This is a genomic window from Burkholderia latens (assembly GCF_001718795.1).
GTDB lineage: Bacteria > Pseudomonadota > Gammaproteobacteria > Burkholderiales > Burkholderiaceae > Burkholderia > Burkholderia latens_A.
This window is the reverse complement of the sequence record NZ_CP013437.1, coordinates 649,400-668,613: the sequence shown is the minus strand read 5'-3', so window position 1 is coordinate 668,613 and position 19,214 is coordinate 649,400. Positions and strand designations below refer to the sequence as shown.

18 protein-coding genes are annotated in these 19,214 nt (G+C 66.2%); 7 read left to right on the top strand and 11 right to left on the bottom strand.

The annotated features are described in order from the left end of the window. Positions 1-26 precede the first annotated feature (26 nt). The gene (locus WK25_RS18560; protein WP_069242319.1) at positions 27-212 is read left to right on the top strand and encodes a hypothetical protein; all 186 of its coding nucleotides are present in this window, start codon (positions 27-29) and stop codon (positions 210-212) included. Then, the gene (locus WK25_RS18555; RefSeq protein WP_069242318.1) at positions 209-1,276 is read left to right on the top strand and encodes a porin; all 1,068 of its coding nucleotides are present in this window, start codon (positions 209-211) and stop codon (positions 1,274-1,276) included. The genes WK25_RS18560 and WK25_RS18555 overlap by 4 nt, the downstream gene beginning before the upstream one ends. A 39-nt stretch (positions 1,277-1,315) precedes the next feature. On the opposite strand, the gene WK25_RS18550 is transcribed toward WK25_RS18555, so the two are convergent. Continuing rightward, entirely contained in the window at positions 1,316-1,618 is a 303-nt protein-coding gene (locus WK25_RS18550; RefSeq protein WP_156789056.1) for a hypothetical protein, read from the bottom strand. A gap of 193 nt (positions 1,619-1,811) precedes the next feature. On the opposite strand from WK25_RS18550, the gene proP reads away from it, so the two are divergent. After that, complete coding sequence (gene proP / locus WK25_RS18545; protein ID WP_069242316.1) at positions 1,812-3,281, top strand: glycine betaine/L-proline transporter ProP; 1,470 nt, start codon at positions 1,812-1,814, stop codon at positions 3,279-3,281. A 73-nt stretch (positions 3,282-3,354) separates the two neighbouring features. On the opposite strand, the gene WK25_RS18540 is transcribed toward proP, so the two are convergent. The 4 genes from WK25_RS18540 to WK25_RS18525 form a co-directional block, all read right to left on the bottom strand. Beyond that, complete coding sequence (locus tag WK25_RS18540) at positions 3,355-4,179, bottom strand: alpha/beta fold hydrolase (RefSeq protein ID WP_069242315.1); 825 nt, start codon at positions 4,177-4,179, stop codon at positions 3,355-3,357. A 406-nt stretch (positions 4,180-4,585) separates the two neighbouring features. Beyond that, positions 4,586-5,938 (bottom strand): TRAP transporter large permease, encoded by a 1,353-nt coding sequence (locus WK25_RS18535; protein WP_038571606.1) that lies wholly within the window; start codon positions 5,936-5,938, stop codon positions 4,586-4,588. Positions 5,939-5,942: 4 nt separating this feature from the next. After that, complete coding sequence (locus tag WK25_RS18530) at positions 5,943-6,521, bottom strand: TRAP transporter small permease (protein WP_038571603.1); 579 nt, start codon at positions 6,519-6,521, stop codon at positions 5,943-5,945. Then, a complete protein-coding gene (locus WK25_RS18525; protein WP_038571600.1) occupies positions 6,518-7,504 on the bottom strand; it encodes a TRAP transporter substrate-binding protein in 987 nt (328 codons plus the stop codon). Before WK25_RS18525 ends, WK25_RS18530 begins: the two co-directional genes overlap by 4 nt. A 514-nt stretch (positions 7,505-8,018) precedes the next feature. Between WK25_RS18525 and WK25_RS18520 the strand changes: the two genes are divergently transcribed. Then, positions 8,019-8,213: a hypothetical protein gene (locus WK25_RS18520; protein WP_038571598.1), complete on the top strand. Its 195-nt coding sequence runs from the start codon at positions 8,019-8,021 to the stop codon at positions 8,211-8,213. Positions 8,214-8,348: 135 nt separating this feature from the next. Here the strand turns inward: WK25_RS18520 and WK25_RS18515 are convergent, their stop codons facing one another. Beyond that, a complete protein-coding gene (locus WK25_RS18515; protein WP_038571590.1) occupies positions 8,349-9,029 on the bottom strand; it encodes a GntR family transcriptional regulator in 681 nt (226 codons plus the stop codon). A 621-nt stretch (positions 9,030-9,650) separates the two neighbouring features. Between WK25_RS18515 and WK25_RS18510 the strand changes: the two genes are divergently transcribed. Beyond that, entirely contained in the window at positions 9,651-10,592 is a 942-nt protein-coding gene (locus WK25_RS18510) for a dihydrodipicolinate synthase family protein (protein WP_038571588.1), read from the top strand. A 120-nt stretch (positions 10,593-10,712) separates the two neighbouring features. Here WK25_RS18510 and WK25_RS18505 read toward each other — a convergent pair whose 3' ends face one another. Beyond that, entirely contained in the window at positions 10,713-10,964 is a 252-nt protein-coding gene (locus WK25_RS18505) for a hypothetical protein (protein WP_069242314.1), read from the bottom strand. Between the two features lie 375 nt (positions 10,965-11,339). Between WK25_RS18505 and WK25_RS18500 the strand changes: the two genes are divergently transcribed. Continuing rightward, positions 11,340-12,284 (top strand): LysR family transcriptional regulator, encoded by a 945-nt coding sequence (locus WK25_RS18500; RefSeq protein WP_069242313.1) that lies wholly within the window; start codon positions 11,340-11,342, stop codon positions 12,282-12,284. A 264-nt stretch (positions 12,285-12,548) separates the two neighbouring features. Further along, entirely contained in the window at positions 12,549-13,457 is a 909-nt protein-coding gene (locus tag WK25_RS18495; RefSeq protein ID WP_059544817.1) for a LysR family transcriptional regulator, read from the top strand. A 247-nt stretch (positions 13,458-13,704) separates the two neighbouring features. Here WK25_RS18495 and WK25_RS18490 read toward each other — a convergent pair whose 3' ends face one another. From WK25_RS18490 to ampC, 4 genes are all read right to left on the bottom strand, one after another. Beyond that, complete coding sequence (locus tag WK25_RS18490) at positions 13,705-15,288, bottom strand: aldehyde dehydrogenase (NADP(+)) (protein ID WP_059544818.1); 1,584 nt, start codon at positions 15,286-15,288, stop codon at positions 13,705-13,707. 584 nt (positions 15,289-15,872) lie between these two features. Next, positions 15,873-16,286 (bottom strand): SRPBCC family protein, encoded by a 414-nt coding sequence (locus tag WK25_RS18485; RefSeq protein WP_069242312.1) that lies wholly within the window; start codon positions 16,284-16,286, stop codon positions 15,873-15,875. A 17-nt stretch (positions 16,287-16,303) separates the two neighbouring features. After that, positions 16,304-17,323 (bottom strand): aldo/keto reductase, encoded by a 1,020-nt coding sequence (locus tag WK25_RS18480; RefSeq protein ID WP_069242311.1) that lies wholly within the window; start codon positions 17,321-17,323, stop codon positions 16,304-16,306. A gap of 446 nt (positions 17,324-17,769) precedes the next feature. Next, positions 17,770-18,939 (bottom strand): class C beta-lactamase, encoded by a 1,170-nt coding sequence (gene ampC / locus WK25_RS18475; RefSeq protein WP_069242310.1) that lies wholly within the window; start codon positions 18,937-18,939, stop codon positions 17,770-17,772. Positions 18,940-19,214 lie beyond the last annotated feature (275 nt).

Genomic DNA, 19,214 nt, shown 5'->3' with positions numbered 1-19,214 from the left:
CACCCGACATCTTTCGACGCACGCGCGTGCCGGCGCTCATCCGCGCCATCGACGCGTCGCACGCGGCCGCCATCCGGCCGCACATGTGCGTCCCGCCGCGCCCATCCCGCGTGCGCGGCGCACGCGACGAACGCCGCGATGCCGACACCCGTCGCATCCGTCTGTTCGATGCATCGACGTACGACACCACAACACTGGAGACAACCCAATGAAAAGCAGAATCATGATCGGTTGCACCGCGCTCGCGGGTGCACTGGCCAGCCCCGGCAGCTTCGCGCAGAGCAGCGTGACGCTGTACGGCAACCTCGACGCCGCGTTGCTGTACACGAGCAAGACGCTGGGCGCGGCCACCGGCACAAACGCCGGTCACCAGTTCGCAATGACCGACACCGGCATGACGCCAACGACGTTCGGAATGACCGGCAGCGAGGATCTCGGCGGCGGCCTGAAGGCGCGATTCCAGCTCGAAAGCGGCTTTGCCGTGACCAACGGCGCGTTCAACCATTCGAACGGCAACTTCTTCGGCCGCCAGGCGTGGGTCGGGCTCGATGGCGGTTTCGGCACGATCAAGGCGGGCGTGCAGTACTCGCCGTTCCTGCTCGCAATCTTCGATTCGGATCCGCGCAGCTTCTCGCACTTCGGCAGCGGCCTGATCAACTACGTCGACAACGTGCTCGTGACCGGCCTGTTCAACCCGAACGCCGTGTCGTACACGAGCCCGACGATCGCGGGCCTCACCGGCAGCGCGATGTTCGCATTCGGCGGCAAGGCCGGCGACTTCCAGGCCGGTCGCCAATATTCGGCGAGCGTCAAGTACGAGCACGACGGCTTCATGATCGACGCCGCATTCTACGACGGCAACGACGGCACCAACCCGACACCGACGCCGAGCACCGTCGCGTTCGTCGGGCGCACGATCGGTGCCGCTTACCGGTTCGGACCGGTCACCGCGAAGGCGTCGTTCGCCAGTTACAAGGTCGGCGGATCGTTCAGCAACAACGTGTACGGCGGCGGTCTCGACTATCAGGCAACGCCGGCCGTCGATCTGAACGGCGGCGTCTGGTTCACCAGCGATCGCAACGACACGGCCAACCACTCGCTGCTCGCGGCGCTCGGCGCGACGTACAGCCTGTCGAAGGCGACCGCGCTGTATGCGCAGGTCGCGATGGTCAACAACCACGGCGCGATGAACACCGGGCTCGGCATCAACAATGCGCTGTATGCGGTCACCGGAACGACTGTCGGCGCGAACGTCGGGATCCGCCACATGTTCTGATGCGCGGGCGCCGGTTGCCGCGTCGCATCTCCAGCACCATTAATTCGTGCTCCAAATAAATCTCCGCCGAATCCGGATCGCAACGATGTATCCGGATTTCGGCGGCGCTTTCATCGCGTTCGGATTCGCCAGCAACGCGCCGTTTACTCCGCACGCTTCCCCGCGCACGAGCGGCGACGTATCGGGATGCGCATGCGCCACGGCGTCGATCCGGTCGCCACCGGTATAGACCGCCGCACGCACACCCCGTACCGCCACGCCGCCCGACACGCGACGACATGTTGCGCGGCGGCTTGCCTGCCTGCGCCGTCCGTGTCGTTTACGACCGGTTTCCGGGCGCATGACCGATAGTCCGCTCTGCCCGTTTCTCTACACTGCTTCACACCAACACACACTCGCCGGATGCTGCGTGACGCGCGCCGCACCACCGACATCCCGGCGATCCAGAGACAACCGCCTTCGCCCCGACGGTCACGCGCCCGTGCCCGCCGCGCATCCGCACGGCCAGCCGCGAAGGCCCTTCCAGGAGCGTTCATTGAGTTCATCGCAAGCGCACCCCGCGAAAGTCCGTGCTTCCCGCAAGGCCCTGAAGTTGGAAGACGTCACGATCGTCGATCCTGCCGTGCTGAAACGCGCGGTCGGCGCAATGGCGTTCGGCAACGCGATGGAATGGTTCGATTTCGGCGTCTACAGCTACATCGCCGTCACGCTCGGCAAGGTGTTCTTCCCGTCGAGCAGCCCGTCCGCGCAGTTGCTCGCGACTTTCGGCACGTTCGCGGCCGCGTTCCTCGTGCGTCCGCTCGGCGGCATGGTGTTCGGCCCGCTCGGCGATCGCATCGGCCGCCAGCGCGTGCTCGCCGCAACGATGATCATGATGGCCGTCGGCACGTTCGCGATCGGCCTGATCCCAAGCTACGCGTCGATCGGCATCATGGCCCCGATCCTGCTGCTCGTCGCCCGCCTCGTGCAGGGCTTCTCGACCGGCGGCGAATACGGCGGCGCCGCCACCTTCATCGCCGAGTTCTCCACCGACAAGCGCCGCGGCTTCATGGGCAGCTTCCTCGAGTTCGGCACGCTGATCGGCTACACGCTCGGCGCGGCCACCGTCGCGATCCTGACGGCCGCGTTGTCGCACGAAGCGCTGTTGTCGTGGGGCTGGCGCGTACCGTTCTTCATTGCCGGCCCGCTCGGCCTCGTCGGCCTGTACGTGCGGCTCAAGCTGGAAGAAACGCCCGCGTTCAGGAAGGAAGCCGAAGCACGCGAAGCGGACGAACGGGCGCGGCCGAAGCAGTCGTTCGGCGCCCTTCTCGTCGAACAGTGGAGGCCGCTGCTGCAGTGCGTCGGCCTCGTGCTGATCTTCAACGTGACCGATTACATGGCGCTGTCGTACCTGCCGAACTACCTGTCTGCGACACTGCACTTCAACGAGACGCACGGCCTGTTCATGGTGCTGCTCGTGATGGTTCTGATGATGCCGATGACGCTCTACGCGGGCCATCTGTCGGACAGGCTCGGCCGCAAGCCGGTGATGATGTTCGGCTGCGTCGGCCTGCTCGCGTTGTCGGTGCCCGCGCTGCTGCTGATCCGCACCGGCGGGATGCTGCCGGTGTTCGGCGGAATGCTGATCTACGGCACGCTGCTGTCGACGTTCACCGGCGTGATGCCGTCCGCGCTGCCCGCGCTGTTCCCCACGCGCATCCGCTACGGTGCGCTCGCGATCGGCTTCAACGTGTCGGTGTCGCTGTTCGGCGGCACGACGCCGCTCGTCACCGCGTGGCTCGTCGACCGCACGGGCGACCTGATGATGCCCGCCTATTACTTGATGGGCGCGTCGTTCATCGGCATCGTGTCGGTGCTTGCGCTGCGCGAGAGCGCACGGCGGCCGCTGCCCGGCTCCGCACCGTGCGTGTCGAGCCGCGCAGAAGCGCAGGACCTGATTCGCCGCGGCACGGACGAAGGCCGCGTGCGCGAGCGCAAGTTCACGCCGATCGGCGAACGCGCGTAACGGGAGCCGATGCGCCGTCACACGATCGAGGACGCCGCGCGGGCACTTGCCGCCCGCATCGGCCGTGCGACCGTCAGCCCGCCGCGAGTTGCTGCGCGTCGAACCAGTCGAGCAGCGTACGCGTCACGAATGCGGGATTCTCTAGATTCGAAATATGGCCTGCATCCGGCACCAGCGCGTGCCGGCAGCCGATCACGCCCGCCATTTTCATCGTCTCCGACGGCGGGCGCGCCATGTCGCCGGCGCCGCACATCAGCAGCGTGCGTTCGGCGTCGAGTTCAGCGAGCGCGGCAAGCGTATCGGGCCGCCCGAAGATCAACCGGCCGAGCGGAACGATCGATTCCCGCAGCCGGTCGGCAGGCAGGCTCGCGAGTGCGGCGCGGAACGCGCTCGGCACCGGGTCGGCCAGGTTGACGTCCGGCCGGAAGAACAGCGGCACGATCGCATCGAGCAGCGGCGGCACGATCGAGCCGGCGGCGGCGATCGCATCCAGCATCCCGAAGTAGCGCAGCCGCGTCGCGTCGGGTTCGGCCTCGAGCGATGCATCCATCAGCACCAGCGAGCGCACACGCTCCGGTTCACGCAATGCAAGCCGGGCAGCCCACATCCCGCCGACGCTCAGGCCGACGACCGCGCACTGCTCGATCTCCAGTGCATCGAGCAATGCGCTCGCGTGCACGGCGAGATCGTCGAGCGAATGCGTGCCGTCGGGCAGCGGGCCCGACGCGCCATGGCCCCACAGGTCCGGCACGATCACGCGATAGCGGCTCGACAGCGCGTCGATCTGCGGCGCCCACATCGCCGCGTCCCACAGATAGCTGTGTCCGAGCAGCACCGGAAAGCCGGTGCCGTGTTCCTGATAATGCAGCGTGCTGCGTTGAATGGTCAGTGCGGGCATCCCGCCTCCGGGTTCGTCGATGTCTTGAAGATGGATGGCAGCCGCCAGCGGGCGCCATGTTCGGCGGCGTATTGCGACGCGCGCGAAGCGTCGAATTATCGCACAAGTCTCGGCGATCGGGGATGACGATGCACATGGTGAAGCCGCAGTCAGATGCCGCGCGGCGGGCGCTGTGCGTCATCCCGGAGTGCGACGACGCAGGCGTGCCAGCCGACGCGATATGGCGCCGGTACGTTGCCGGACACTGCGCGGGCCACGGCAGTCATTCCGCCGTGCCGGTTCCCCATAGCCCGCGTCACGCGGTGCGCCCGTTCACCGGATTCGTCGTGCGTGTCGGGAAGCGTTCAAGCGCGCGCGGCGCCGGACGACCTCGATCGTCCGGCGCCGCGCGGGGCAACGCGTGCGGTCAGAAGACCGCGTGCCCGCTGATCAGGCTTGGCAGCCAGGTCGAGAAGAACGGCATGTACGTGACGATGTTGATCGCGCTGAAGATTGCGAGGTAGTAAGGCCACGCCATCTTCGTCGTCTCGCCGATCGACACGTTGCCGATCGCGCAACCGACGAACTGCACGGAGCCGATCGGCGGATGCACGAGCCCGAGCGAGCAGTTCAGCAGCAGCATGATCCCGAACTGCACCGGCCCGACGCCGCACGCCATTGCGATCGGCAGGAACAGCGGCGTCGTGATCAGGATATGCGCGGCCATGTCGACGAACGTGCCGAGGAACACCTGGATGATGTTGATGTACAGCAGCATCAGCCACGGCGCGGCGGTCGACTGCTTCAGCAGCCCTTCGATCGCATCCGGAATCTCGAGGTACGACATCTGGAAGCGCAGCATGTTCGACACCGCGATCAGCAGCAGCACGACGCCCGTCGTTCGCGCCGCATGCGACAGCGCGCGGCGCAGCTTCTCGACGGTCAGCGTGCGGTAGACGATCGCCGTCAGCACGAGCGAATACACGACGGCAATCGCGGCGGCCTCGGTCGCGGTCGCAATGCCCTTCGCGACGCACACGAGAATGATCGCGATGACCATCAGGCCCGGCACCGCGCCGACGAAGCTGCGCAGCACCGCATACCAGCCGGGAAACGACGGCAACGCGGACGAGCCGTCGTCGCGGCGCGGATAGCCGTGACGCACGGCCTGCCAATACGCGGCGGCGAGCACGAAGCCCATCACCCACAGCACCGGCAGCAGGCCGGAGAACAGAAGGTCGCCGATCGACACGCCGCTCACCTGCTGCCCGTGCAGCATCCCGGTGATCCCCTGCGCCGCGAACGCATAGATGATCATGTTGGTCGACGTCGGCATCAGCGCACCGGCGAGCGACGCGTGCGTCGTCACGTTGACCGCATACGCCGCGCTGTAGCCTTCGCGCTTCATCAGCGGAATCACGACGCCGCCCATCGCCGACGTGTCGGCGGTCGGCGAGCCCGACACGCCGCCGAACAGCGTGCACGCGACGACGTTGGCCATTCCGAGGCCGCCGCGGAAGTGCCCGACCGTCGCCTGCGCGAAGCGCAGGATCCGGTCGGCGATGCCGCCATGCAGCATCAGCTCGCCGGAAAAGATGAAGAACGGCACCGCGAGGAACGAAAACGCATTCATCCCCGAAATCATCGATTGCATCGCGGTCGCGATCGGCAGCCCTTCGACCATGTAGGTCAGCACGCATGCGAGGCCGAGCCCGAACGACACGGGCACGCCAAGCACCAGGAATATCAGAAAACTGACGGACAGAATCGCGAGTTCCATGGCGTTATTGTCCCGACGAAGAACGACGAAGCGCGAGCAGATGCTCGAGCGAGAAAAGGATGATGGCGATCGCCGCCGGAATCGTGATCAGGTAGCGCACGCCTTCGGGCAACCCGATGATCGGAATGCGGTCGCCCATCGTCTCGGCGGCCATGGTGCCGCAGCCGATCATGATCGCGATCGCGAACGCGATCAGGCTCACGTGCTGGATCGCGATCACGGCCGTTCGCGGTCCCGCGGACAGACGCCGCACGAGCGAGTCGAGGCCGATGTGGCCGCCGTCGCGCACCTTCATCGCCGCACCGAACATCGCGATCACGATCACGAGCAACAGCGCGATCGGCTCGACGAAATCCGGCGCGTTCTCGAACACGTAGCGCATCACGACCGCGTAGAACACCAGCAGCGTGAGCGCCGCGAGACACAGCGACGCCGTCACCGCCAGCGCGCGGGACACCAGGTCGTTCACGCAGCGCAGCAGCGGCGCGGCCGCGCGCGGGCGGCACGGCGCCGCGCCGCCGGCGGCGGCCGCGTCCGGCGAGCCGACGGCCGCGGCGCCAGTCACGGAAGTGCGTCGTGTCACTTGGTCGCCTCGATCTCGTCGACGATCTGCTTCATCTGCGGCGTCTTTTCGTACTTCGCCCACAGCGGCTGCATCGCCTTTACGAACGCCGCGCGATCGATCTGCGCGGCAGGCAGGATCTTCGCACCGCCCTTCGTCACCGTCTGCTGCGCGGAGGCCTCGCGCGCGGTCCACAGCTTCTGGTAGTACGGCACCGAATCGGCCGCCGCCTTCCTGATCGCCGCCTGCTCCTGCGGTGACAGCGTGTCCCAGATCTTCTTCGAGAACACCAGCACTTCCGGCGTCATCGCGTGCTGCGTTTCAGAGTAGTCGGGCGCCACCTCGAAGTGCTTGGTCTCCTCGTACGACGGCAGATTGTTTTCCGCTGCATCGACGAGGCCCGTCTTCAGGCCGGTGTACACCTCGGCGAACGGCATCGGCGTCGGCGTGCCGCCCATCGCCCTGATCTCGTCGACCATCAGGTCGGACGGTTGCACGCGCACCTTCAACCCTTTCATGTCGGCCGGCGTGCGTACCGGGCGCTTCGCATAGATCGAGCGCGCGCCGCTCTCGTAGAACGTCAGCGCGATCATTCCCTTCGCCGCGAACGCGTCGAGAATCTTCTGGCCGGCCGGACCGTACATCGCCTTGCGGAAGTGATCGATGTCGCGGAACAGGAACGGGAACGAAGGGATCAGCGACTCGGGCACGATCTCGTTGAACGATGCGCCATTCACGCGCGCCATGTCGATCGCACCAATCCGCACCTGGTCGACCGTGTCCTTTTCGGAGCCGAGCGCGCTGTTGCCGAACACCTTGATCGAATCCTTGCCGCCCGTGAGCTTCGACAGTTCGTCGCCCATGTACTTGACCGCCATGTTGGTCGGAAAGCTGTCGCCGTGCACATCCGCCGAGCGGAACACGCGGGCGTGCGCGGACACCGCGAAGCCGGCCATCAGCGCGACGGCCAATGCGGTGCGGGAGCGAGTGAATCGGTGCTTCATCGTCAGTCTCCTTGCTGGTTGCTCGTTATGTCATCGCGGGTCCGGGGGCTTGCGCGTGGGCCCAAGCGCGACGTTCGCCGAACCGCAGTCATACGTTGTATGACGTGTTGACCGGAATGTACGTCGGTTAATCGTTTAACTCACTTGGTGCATACCCTATAAGCCTTCTCGTTGTGCGTTTTCGTCATGGTGCCGGGCAATGAGGTTCGATATTCGGCCGCAGTGCGGAGAAACGTTTTCCGGAAATGAGCGATCATGCGAGCTGGCTCCGTAGTAAGGGTTGACGCGCAGCTGGTGGTGCTCTCATTCCATCCTGCTTGTTATCTGACGACTGACCACAACATCGCTGCGAAGCGCCCCGCTACACGCTTTCATCCGCTCAATGCAAGCCCAGGCTGCGGATGCGCGTCGCCCTCCATCCATCCGCATCCGGCGCATGGCCGGCCGCGCACCGCCACGACGGGCACGAACCATGCGCGCGCCGTGACAGCCGAAACGCTCATGGAGGCAAGCGATGCAAACGAGCAAACCGCAAGACGGACAGCGTGAGGATTCGCCATTGAACCCGGGCGACGACGGGCCGCCTGATGCGCCCGGCGTCGGCGAAGACGTATGCGGCGTGTGCCGCGGTACCGGAATGGTGGAAGGACAGCCGTGTACCGTGTGCGGCGGCACGGGGAAGGTGTTGCAGGGAATCGGCGGCGGCTAGGCGCGAGCCGCAACGTAGGTACGCGATTCGACGCGCTGCAATCGAACACGTTGCCGGTGCAACGCAGGCGATTTCAATTCGGGGCTGGACGCCGCCGTCACGCGGCAGCCAAGGTGGTTCGAGACGCGCCCCCGCTCAGCGGCCCACGCGCCGGTCCCGCAGAAACGCGTTCAGTTCGTTGCCCGCGTGTTCGATATGCCGCTTGAGCAACGATGCAGCCGCGCGCGCATCGCCCTTGCGGCACAGCGCGACCAGTTCGGCATGTTCGGATTCGGCCACGTCGCGCGCGGCTTCCGACAGCGACAGCTGCACGCGCGTGTAGCGGTCGGTCTGCTGCAGCAGCGATGCGACGATCGCCGCCGTCTTCGGTTGTTCGGCGCGGGACAGCAGCAGATGATGCAGTTCCGTATTCAGTTCGCCCCAGCGCCCCGACTGGCTCGCATGCAGCACTGCGCTGTATTCGTCGAGAATCGCGTCGAGCCGCGCGAAATCGTCGGCGGTCAGCTTCGGGATGGATTTTTTCAGCAGCACGGGTTCGAGCAACGCGCGCAGCTCGAACAACTCGGTGATGTCCTCCGGCGACAACTCCGACACGATCGCGCCCTTGTGCGGCAGAATTTTTACGAGCCCTTCGCTCTCCAGCTGCACGAGCGCTTCGCGCAACGGAATCCGGCTGATGCCGAGTTCAGTCGCGAGCGCATCCTGGCGAAGCTGGAAGCCGTCGACATACTCGCCCGTCAGGATGCGGCGGCGCAATTCGTTCGCTGCGGCCTCGGCGCGCGTGGCGTAGACAAGAGCTGGGCGTTTCTCGTTCATGTAGCGGTGTGGGCGGGGAAAGGCGGTAAGGCTGACGCCGGCGCGGCGGCGGCGATTGCATATTTTCTACGATATTAGCAGAGGGACTGCGGCCCAGCGCGGTGGGCGCAGCGTCTGGTCGCCCGGCCTTGAGGCAACCGAAGGCGCGCGCCGGGACCCGCATGGGCCGCACGCCGTACCCGCGTACCGCCGTCGATTCGACGCTCGCGTTCCACGGCGCGCACGACAAGGCCACCATCGCGGGTGGCTTCCATGCGTGCGAACGCGCTTCCGTCGTCCGCGTCACGCGTTCGTGCGCGCCGTCGCGTCGCCTGACGCGACGCGCCGGACATCTCGCTCGGAGGCCGCGACGCGGCCGCCCGGCGCCCTTCCGGGCGCCCGAAACCCGACCCGTCGTCACGCCCTTTTTATTTTATATTGTATAAAATATGCGGACTGGCTAGAATGCGCTTGTCGATTGGCTGACTCTCGGGCGGAACCGGAGGCAACGTTTCGGCACCGAGGCAAACAGCAGGCGGCCGGCCGCCGTCCGAATCGCATGAGGCGGACCAAGACGGCGAGCGCGCATGCGGCCCACGCTGCCGGCAATGGCAGCTGACCCTATCTGAATGAGGAAACGAGATGAGCGACAACATTTTTACCGGCACCATTCCGGCCCTGATGACGCCGTGCACCGCCGACCGTCAGCCGGATTTCGACGCGCTGGTGAAGAAGGGCAAGGAGCTGGTGGCACTCGGCATGCGCGCGGTGGTGTATTGCGGCTCGATGGGCGACTGGCCGCTGCTGACCGAAGCGCAACGTCAGGAAGGCGTCGCGCGCCTCGTCGAAGCCGGCGTGCCGACGATCGTCGGCACGGGCGCGGTCAACTCGAAGGAGGCCGTGTCGCACGCCGCGCATGCGGCGAAGGTCGGCGCGCACGGGCTGATGGTGATCCCGCGCGTGCTGTCGCGTGGCGCATCGCCGGCTGCGCAGAAGGCACACTTCTCCGCGATCCTGAACGCGGCGCCGAACCTGCCGGCCGTGATCTACAACAGCCCGTACTACGGCTTCGCGACCCGCGCCGATCTGTTCTTCGAACTGCGCCGTCAGCACCCGAACCTGATCGGCTTCAAGGAATTCGGCGGTGCGGCCGACATGCGCTACGCGGCCGAGAACATCACGTCGCAGGACGACAGCGTCACGCTGATGGCCGGCGTCGACACGCAAGTGTTTCATGGCTTCGTGAACTGCGGCGCGGCCGGCGCGATTACCGGCATCGGCAACGCGCTGCCGCGTGAAGTGCTGCAACTGGTCGACCTGTGCAAGAAGGCCGCGCAAGGCGACGCGGTGGCGCGCGTGCGTGCGAAGGAACTGGAAGCGGCGCTGGCCGTGCTGTCGTCGTTCGACGAAGGCTGCGATCTGGTGCTGTTCTACAAGCACCTGATGGTGCTGAACGGCGACAAGGAATACACGCTGCACTTCAACGAAACCGACGTGCTGAGCGACGCACAGCGCAATTACGCGGAAGCGCAGTACACGCTGTTCCGCAACTGGTACGCGAACTGGTCCAAGACGATCGCGTAAGCGCGCGCGACGATGCGGCCAAAACGGCCGCATACCCGGACCGAAAGCCACGGATCGTTCCGTGGCTTTTTCTTTGGCGCGGGCGACGCGATCGCGAGCGCATCGAAGCAGCCTCCCGCGCTACTTCGCTGCCCCGTTGCGCGACTCGATCCCGGCGATCTTCGCGAGCAGCGCATGGCAGAGCTTCGTCAGATGACATGGCATGCCGGGAATCGTCAGCAACGCGTCGATCCGCTCGCGCCAGTAGCTCGGACGGCTCACACGCATCGCATACGGCATCGCCGCCCTGCCGGCTTGCGCGTCGCGTTCCAGCAGCGCGACCATTTTCCCGATGTGAGACAGCTCGCGCTCCACATAGTCTCTCGTCAGCATGTGACGCCCCCGTGATACGGCACCGGCCTGTTGTCATCGGCGTCGCCGCATGGGCTTTTCGCTCGACGCGTGGTATCCGTTTCCGATCACGGTACGCGCGTCATGTGTCAGAAAATCACGTGCGCACTCGACGGTTCTCGTTCATATCATCCGATCAATGTCGTGTCAGCGCGACCGGTTGGCGAACGCTGTTCCCGATTTGCGCCCCGCTGGAGCGTCGCGCCGGTCGCCCAAATGAATCGACGGCGCGAATCATCCATCGCGACGCGTTCGGCGCGGATTCGCCGGGCACGCGCGAGTCCGCGCGCATGAGTCATCCGGGTCGCCGCCAGCCCGAACACGGCTATAATCGCCGCTTTCGGTTTGGTCGTTGCCATGAAGCCGCTGGCCGTTCCCTCTCTCGCGAACATCGCGTCGCGTCTTCGCCTGAAGCAGTTGAAGCTGCTGATCGCGCTGGAAAACCACGGTTCGCTGCACAAGGCCGCCGAAGAAATCGCGATCTCGCAACCCGGTGCGACCAAGGTGCTGCGCGAGATCGAGGACATCCTCGGCATGCCGCTGTTCGAGCGGCAACCGAAGGGGCTCGTCGCGAACGACCTCGGCCGCTGCGTCACGCGCTACGCGCGCCTCATCTACAGCGACCTCGAACACCTGCATACCGAAGTGCTCGCAATCACGCAGGGACATGGCGGTCACCTCGCCGTCGGCGTGATCATGGGCGCGGTGCCGCTGCTCACGCGCGCACTGACCGACCTGCGCAGACGCCAGCCGCACCTGTCGGTCGAGATCGTCGAAGGCACGAGCGCGAGCCTGCTCGCGCTGATCGACGAGGGCCGCATCGATCTCGCGATCTGCCGCAACGGCAACGGCCGGCGGCCCGAAGCCTACGACTGCGTGCCGCTCCAATCCGAGCCGCTTGCGGTCGTGACCGCGCGCACGCATGCGCTCGCCGGGCGCGACACGCTGACGCTGCGCGATCTCGCCGATGTCGAGTGGGTTGCCTATCCGGTCAACACGCCGATGCGGCTCGCTCTGGAACGCGCGCTCGCAGATGCCGGCATCGACGTGCCGCGCTATCCGATCGAAACGGCGTCGACGTTCGCGACGCTGACACTCCTGCAGGAAAACCCGGAACTCGTCGCGGTGATTCCGCGCGAAGTCGCGGAATTCGGCGAACGGTTCGGTCTCGTCGCGTGCCTGCCGGTCGCGATCCCGACGCTTGACGAGCCGTTCGGCGTGGTGGCCCGCGCGTTCGCGCACCTGACGCCTGGCGCGCGCATGCTCGTCGAAACGCTGCAGAGCCCGCGGCTCGCTACCTGACCGGCGAGAATGCCGCCGGACGCGGCAGTTTCGCCCTCACGTTCGCCCGCATCGTGAACGCCTTCGACGCGAGTTGCTCGGGCGAGTCCGCGATCGAGCATGACGATGGGTTCGCTCGCGCGCGGGTGTGCCGGTATCGAAAGCGTTCGTTTCGCGTCCAGGCGCGCCGCAGGCATCGCGGTTCCGTCCCGTGCATGCCGGCCGGTTGAAGTCGATGCCCCGCGCGGACATAATTAGGCATACTTGAGTATTCAAAGGTCTTACATGCTCGACATCCGCCAGCTTCAATACTTCATCGCAGTCGCGGAAGAGGAACACGTCGGGCGCGCTGCGGAACGCCTGCATATCTCGCAGTCGCCGCTCAGCAGGCAAATCGCGCAGCTCGAGGACAAGCTTGGCCTGACGCTGTTCGAACGCAGCCAGCAACGCATTCGCCTGACGCGCGACGGCCGCACGTTCCTCAGCGAAGCACAGGCGTTCCTGCGCCACGCGAACCGGCTCGAATCGCTCGCGCGCCGGCTCGGCCGTGGCGACGAAGGCGGGCTCTGCATCGGCTACGTCGAAACGGCCACGCACTCGGGCGTGCTGCCGCGTGCGCTGAAGGCGCTGCGTGCGGACCGCCCGGCCGTCCACATCGCGCTGTACAACTACACGTCCTCCGCACAGCTCGAAGGATTGCGCGAGCGCAGCCTCGACATCGCGCTCGTCACCGAGCCGCCCGCGCCCGACGATCCCGAGCTCGAATCGATGCGCGTGCTGAACGATCCGATGTTGCTCGCGCTTCCCGAAGAACATCCGCTCGCGAAGAAGAAGTCGCTCACGGCCGACGATCTCGCCACGCAACCCTGGATCGGCGTCGCGCAACCGGAAAGCGCGCCGCGCCACGGCGCGTTCGTCGCCGCTTGCGCAAAGGCCGGCTTCTCGCCGGACATCTCCGTCGAGGCGAGCGAGCCGCTCGCGGCGCTCGGCCTCGTCGCCGCCGGGCTCGGCGCGACGATGATCCAGCAGAGTCTGCGTCAGCAGGTGCCGGGAGGCGTCGTGGTGCGCGAGTTGCCGTGGTTCAGTTATCGCACACCGTTATGGGCGGCCTGGCACAAGGTCAATCTGCGGCCGCTGGTGGGGGTGTTTCGCGAAATTCTGACGGGCGGGGAAGCGGTCGCAACGGTCGAATGAGGCAGTTCGCGTCGCGCAGCGGGGACGTAACGTCGACCACGGCAGGCGCCGCCTGCGGCACACGGTGCAGCGCGCCGTGTCGCCGTGGTCCCCGCACGAAAGCACGCTCGCCGAACCGGCGTGATCGACGATTGACGGACGACGCGCGTGCTCGCGGCAAACGCGGCTGAAATCGATCGGCCGGCATCGATGCGCACGCAACGACATGCACATGCGCATTCGCCGATGCCGGCATCCCCTACCTGCGTTACTCCGCGAGGGTCACTTTCCCGTCGAGCAGCCGGTTGATCGCCAGCGGATTCGACGCTTTCAGCGCATCGGGCAGCAGCGCATCCGGCATGTCCTGGTAGCACACCGGCCGCAGGAAGCGGCGGATTGCGAGCGTGCCGACCGACGTCGAGCGCCCGTCCGCGGTGGACGGATACGGGCCGCCGTGCACCATCGCATGCGTGACCTCGACGCCGGTGCCGAAACCGTTGACGAGCACGCGGCCCGCGCGCCGCTCCAGCGCCGGCAGGAACGCACGCGCTGCGGCGTAATCGGCTTCATCGATATGAAGCGCCGCCGTCAACTGCCCTTCCAGCGACTCGATCAGTTCGAGCATCGTGTTCAGATCCGGACACCGGACGATCAGCGATGCGGCGCCGAACACTTCCTCGTGCAGCGCCTTCGCTTTGCGGAACGCGTCCGCGCTCGTCGAGAACAATGCGCCGTGCCCCTGGTTCGCGGCGGTCGGCGCATGCGTGCGTGCGACCGTGCGCACCTCCGGATGCTGTGCGAATGCGTCCACCGACCGCTCGAACGCGCGGTGAATGCCCGGCGTGAGCATCGTCGCAGCAGGCGCGTGCGCGAGCCGTTCCGCGGCGGCGGCGGTAAAGCGCTCGAGCGCCGGGCCGTCCACCGCGAAGATCAACCCGGGATTCGTGCAGAACTGGCCGGCGCCGAGCGTCAGCGACTGCACGAACTGCTGCGCGATCGCATCGCCTCGCGCGGCGAGCGCGTTCGGAAACAGCAGCACCGGATTGATGCTGCTCATCTCCGCGTACACCGGAATCGGCTCGGGGCGTGCATTCGCGATCGCGACCAGTGCGGTGCCCGCGTGGCGCGAACCGGTGAAACCGACCGCCTTGATGCGCGGATCGCGCACCAGCCCCTGGCCGATCTCGAGGCCGCTGTCGAACAGCAGCGAGAACGTGCCTTCCGGCATCCCGCACGTGTTCACCGCCTGCTGCACGGCCGACCCGACGAGTTCCGACGTGCCCGGATGCGCGGGATGCGCCTTCACGATCACCGGGCAGCCGGCCGCGAGTGCGGACGCCGTATCGCCGCCCGCCACCGAAAACGCGAGCGGAAAGTTGCTCGCGCCGAACACCGCGACGGGCCCGACGCCGATGTGACGCAGGCGCAGATCCGGACGCGGCGCCGGCTGGCGCGCCGGTTGCGCAGGATCGATGCGCGCTTCGACGTAGTCGCCGGCGCGCACCACGTCGGCGAACATTCGCAGCTGGCCAACCGTGCGGCCGCGCTCGCCCTCGATGCGGGCGCGCGGCAGACCGGTTTCGGCAACACAGCGCTCGACCAGTTCGTCGCCGAGCGCGACGATGTTCGACGCGATCGTGTCGAGGAACGCCGCGCGCGCTTCCGGCTTCGTTTCGCGATACGTGTCGAACGCGGCCCATGCGAGCGCGCATGCTTCGTCGAGATCGGCGACGCTTGCGCCGCCGAACGCGGGTTCCATGCGTTCGCCGCTGGCTGCGTCGATCGCGTATATGTCGCCGTTCGTGCCGCGCCGCGCGCGCTGGCCGATCAGCAGGTTGCCTGCGATAGTCATTTCCGTCGTGTCCTCTGTAGGTGAATCGATGCAAACGCCATCGAATGACGGGTTCGCTTATGCGTTGTGTTGACTTGTATCGGGCTGGCGTCGCGCAACGCGGCTCACTGCATGTTGCCGTCGGACCGCGCCGTCCGATCGAAACGTGCGCGGCTACGCGCCGCGCCCTGACAAGATGCACAGCGCCGTTCGGACAGGCCGCATGCGCGTCACCGGAAAACCCGCGCAATCGGCCAGCATACGGAGTCATCGGCCGCACGACAATTGAAAGGAAGTGATACCGGTATAACCGTTCGTTATCGCCCGCTTGCCGGAGGCCGCTGTGCGCGGCTCTTGCGGTGATGCGTCACCCCATCGAGTGGAACGGGACGCGTGCGTCGGCGTCGGTTTGCCGGCGCTACCGTGCTGCGGCGCGGCCGATCGATGCCTCCGTGCTTCAACCGGATAATTGCCGCACGCACGGCAATGTCGGGTCCGGTGCGCGTTGCGCACGGACCCCATAACGAAACACGAAGTCCGCAGATGCCGACACAGCCGCCGCCACTGGCTGACTGCGCGCGCGACTTCATCACGCGATCACGCACTCACGCCGCAAACCGCTTCGCCAGTTCGGCGAGACTGTCTTCGTAGATGCCGCGAAAGAGCTTGATCGCGTCGTCATCGGAAGCGCCGTTCGGCGTAAACGTGCCCGACCACTCGACCGTCGACGCATTCGGGCCGTTTTCGCGCACGCGCAACGTGGAGCGATAGTTCGCGACCGGGAACGGCGCCGCGAGGATCGCGTACGTATAGCTGCGATCGGCATCGTCGAACGCAACCAGCCGCTCGACGATCGCGTCGCCGTCAGGGTTCGCGAGACTGCGTACGCGGCCGCCTTCGCTGAGCTCGCTCGCCGGAATGTACGACAGCCAGTCGGGCAACGATCCGAAACCGCCGATCAATTTCCAGACCGTGTTGGCCGAAGCCGGAAGCTCGATGCTTGCACTTGCATTTGCCACGTCATCACCTTCGACGATCAGCGATCGATCGGCAGCGGTGCGTTCGCCGCGACGAGCCCCTGTTCGCGCATGTCGCGCCAAAAGTCGGCTGGAATCACGGCGTTCAGCGCCGCGTGGTCTTCCGCAATCCGCTCCGGACGACTTGCGCCGGGAATCACCGCTGCGGTCGCCGGATGCGCCATCGAGAACTGCAGCGCGGCTGCCTTGACCGGCACGTCGTGGCGCGCGGCGATCGTCTTGATCCGGTCGACCTTCGCAAGGATATCCGGCGACGCCTTCTGGTATTCGAAGTGCGTACCGCCTGCGAGCACGCCCGAACTGTACGGGCCGCCGACGACGATCCCGACGCCCTGCGCGGCCGCCGCCGGCATCACGCGCTGCAACGCGCGCTCGTGATCGAGCAGCGTGTAGCGGCCGGCCAGCAGCATGCCGTCCGGTTGCGGCTCGGCGAGATCGAGCACCAGCTCGATCGGTTCGACGCGGTTCACGCCGAGACCCCACGCGCCGATCACCCGTTCGTCGCGCAGCTTGCTCAACACACGGAACGCGCCCTTGCGCGCGACCTCGAATTGCGCGAGCCATTCGTCGCCGTAGAAGTCCTGCGCGATGTCGTGCACCCACACGATGTCGAGGCGATCGGTGCGCAGCCGCTTCAGGCTGTCTTCGATCGACCGCAGCGTCGCGTCGGCCGAGTAGTCGTTGACGATGCGGTTGGGCCGGCCGTGTTCGAACAGGCCGCCCTTCTCGCCGAGATCGCGCGCCGATACGTCTTCGACTTCGTCGAGGATCACCCGGCCGACCTTCGTGCTCAGCACGTATTCGTCACGCGAATGGTGCGCGAGTGCATCGCCCAGCCGCATTTCGGCAAGACCGGCGCCGTAGAACGGCGCGGAATCGAAATAGCGGATGCCCTGCTGCCATGCGGCCTCGACGGTGGCCGCCGCTTCCGCATCGGGGATGTTGCGGAACATGTTGCCGAGCGGTGCGGTACCGAAGCCAAGGATCTTTTCTGCGGGCAGCTTGCCTTTGAGACTCATGATTTTCTCCAGCGAGTAACGGAAAACGAGCTCAGTCTAGGCATGCGGGTTAAGTCTGTCCAAGACGGAATTCGACACAGTTGAGTCCTTTCCGGTCTAATCGATGAAGTGAGCCGCCCATCTGCGACCGCGTGCGCGGGGACAGTTCAAGCGGCATGCGCGTCCGGCAACGCCGCCGATGAAATCGGGGCGTCGCTTCGTGATCGCGGACCAACAACGATTTCGCGAAGGAGGTGTTTTCCGCGGCATCAAAATATTGAATTCGTTGCACACACAACTATGTGAGTGTGGTCGCGATTCATTCAACCGGACAAGAGCCTCGGGGGAAAGCGCTTGGTAGTGCGACGCCCACCGCCTCGATCCGGACTCGACGGGGATATGGATCGCACTGCGCCAATGCGCGGGCCGCAGATGAAACGATTCCGCATCATCGGCCGCACCGCACGTTACGGGTTGCCGCCCAGCGACTCGACTATCCGGTACGCGGTTTTCACACGATCCTCGATCGGGAAGCTGCGGTTCGCGAGCATTACGATCGCGAGCCGCTTCGCGGGAACGAACGCGACATAAGTGCTGAAGCCGTTGGTCGAACCGGTCTTGTTGATCCACGTATCCGGTCGCGGCGCAAGCGGCGGCTTCAGTGCGGTCGCGGGTGTCGCATCGAACAGCATCGTCGGCGCGTTGCCTTCGAGCAGCGTCGCGAGCGCGACCGGATACGGATACTGTTCCCAGATCAGATCCTGCGTGAGCGGGCCCGCACGGAAATAGCCGGTATGTGTGCGCTCCACCGCGCGCTGCAGTCGCGGCGCGGTTTCCACGAGTCCCATGTTCGCCTGCACGAAGCGCAGCAGGTCGGCCGCCGTCGTCCTGACGCCGTAGGCCGGCTGCCACAGCATGCCGCCCGCCATCCGGATCGGCTTGCCGTCCTTCGTATAGCCCTGTGCATAGTCGGCCTCGCGCGCCGGCGGCACGTTGATGTACGTGTGCGTCATCCCGAGTGCGGGAAACAGACGCTGCTCCATCAGCGCCGCGAAATCGCGGTTCATCGCCTTCGCAGTGAGTTCGCCGAGCATTCCGATCGCGACGTTCGAATACGTACGGCGCGTGCCCGGCGCGTACGCAGGCCGCCACGCCTGCAGATAATCCAGGAGCGCGCCGTCGTCGTGGATGCTGTCCGGCACCTGCAGCGGCATTCCGCCCGGCGTGTGCGTGCCGAGCTCGAGCAGCGTCACGCGGCCGAACGGCGTGCGCGTCAGCGCGGGCAGATACTTGCCGGCCGGATCCGACAGCGACAGGTCGCCGCTCTCCTGCGCGTCCGACGCGAGCGTCGCGGTCAGCGTCTTGCTGACGGAACCGATTTCGAACAGCGTGTCGCCGGTCACGGGTTTGCCGGTTTGCGTCGACATCACGCCGTAGTCGAACACGTAAGGCTTGCCGTCGGCGACGACGCCGATCGCCATGCCGGGAATCGCGAACTGCTTCATCAGCGGCGCGACGTGGCGGGTCACGGCGGCATGTATGTCGTCCTGCGTGGCGGCGGTCGCGCGGCCGGTCGGCGCGGCGGCGCACGCGGCGACGAACAGGATCGCGGCGAATCGTGTCGCGTTGAATCGCATGAGTACGGTTCCTTCGATTTTCCGGAATGGTTGTGTGGACAACAGATCGCGCCGCACCACGTAGAGGATGCAGCAGCGGCCCGCCGAAGCAGGACTATCCACCAACGGCCGGCCGCCAACAATCGACGATATGTTGCGCGTGCCGAAAGAAAATCTTATGCGGCGCAGGAGCCGGTCATGCGAATGTCAGCGCGGCAACCGGTCGAGAAACCCGCGCATCGCTGCGTCGATGCGCGCTGCCGCGGGAAGTGGCTGACGCCCTGCGTGGCCGTCAG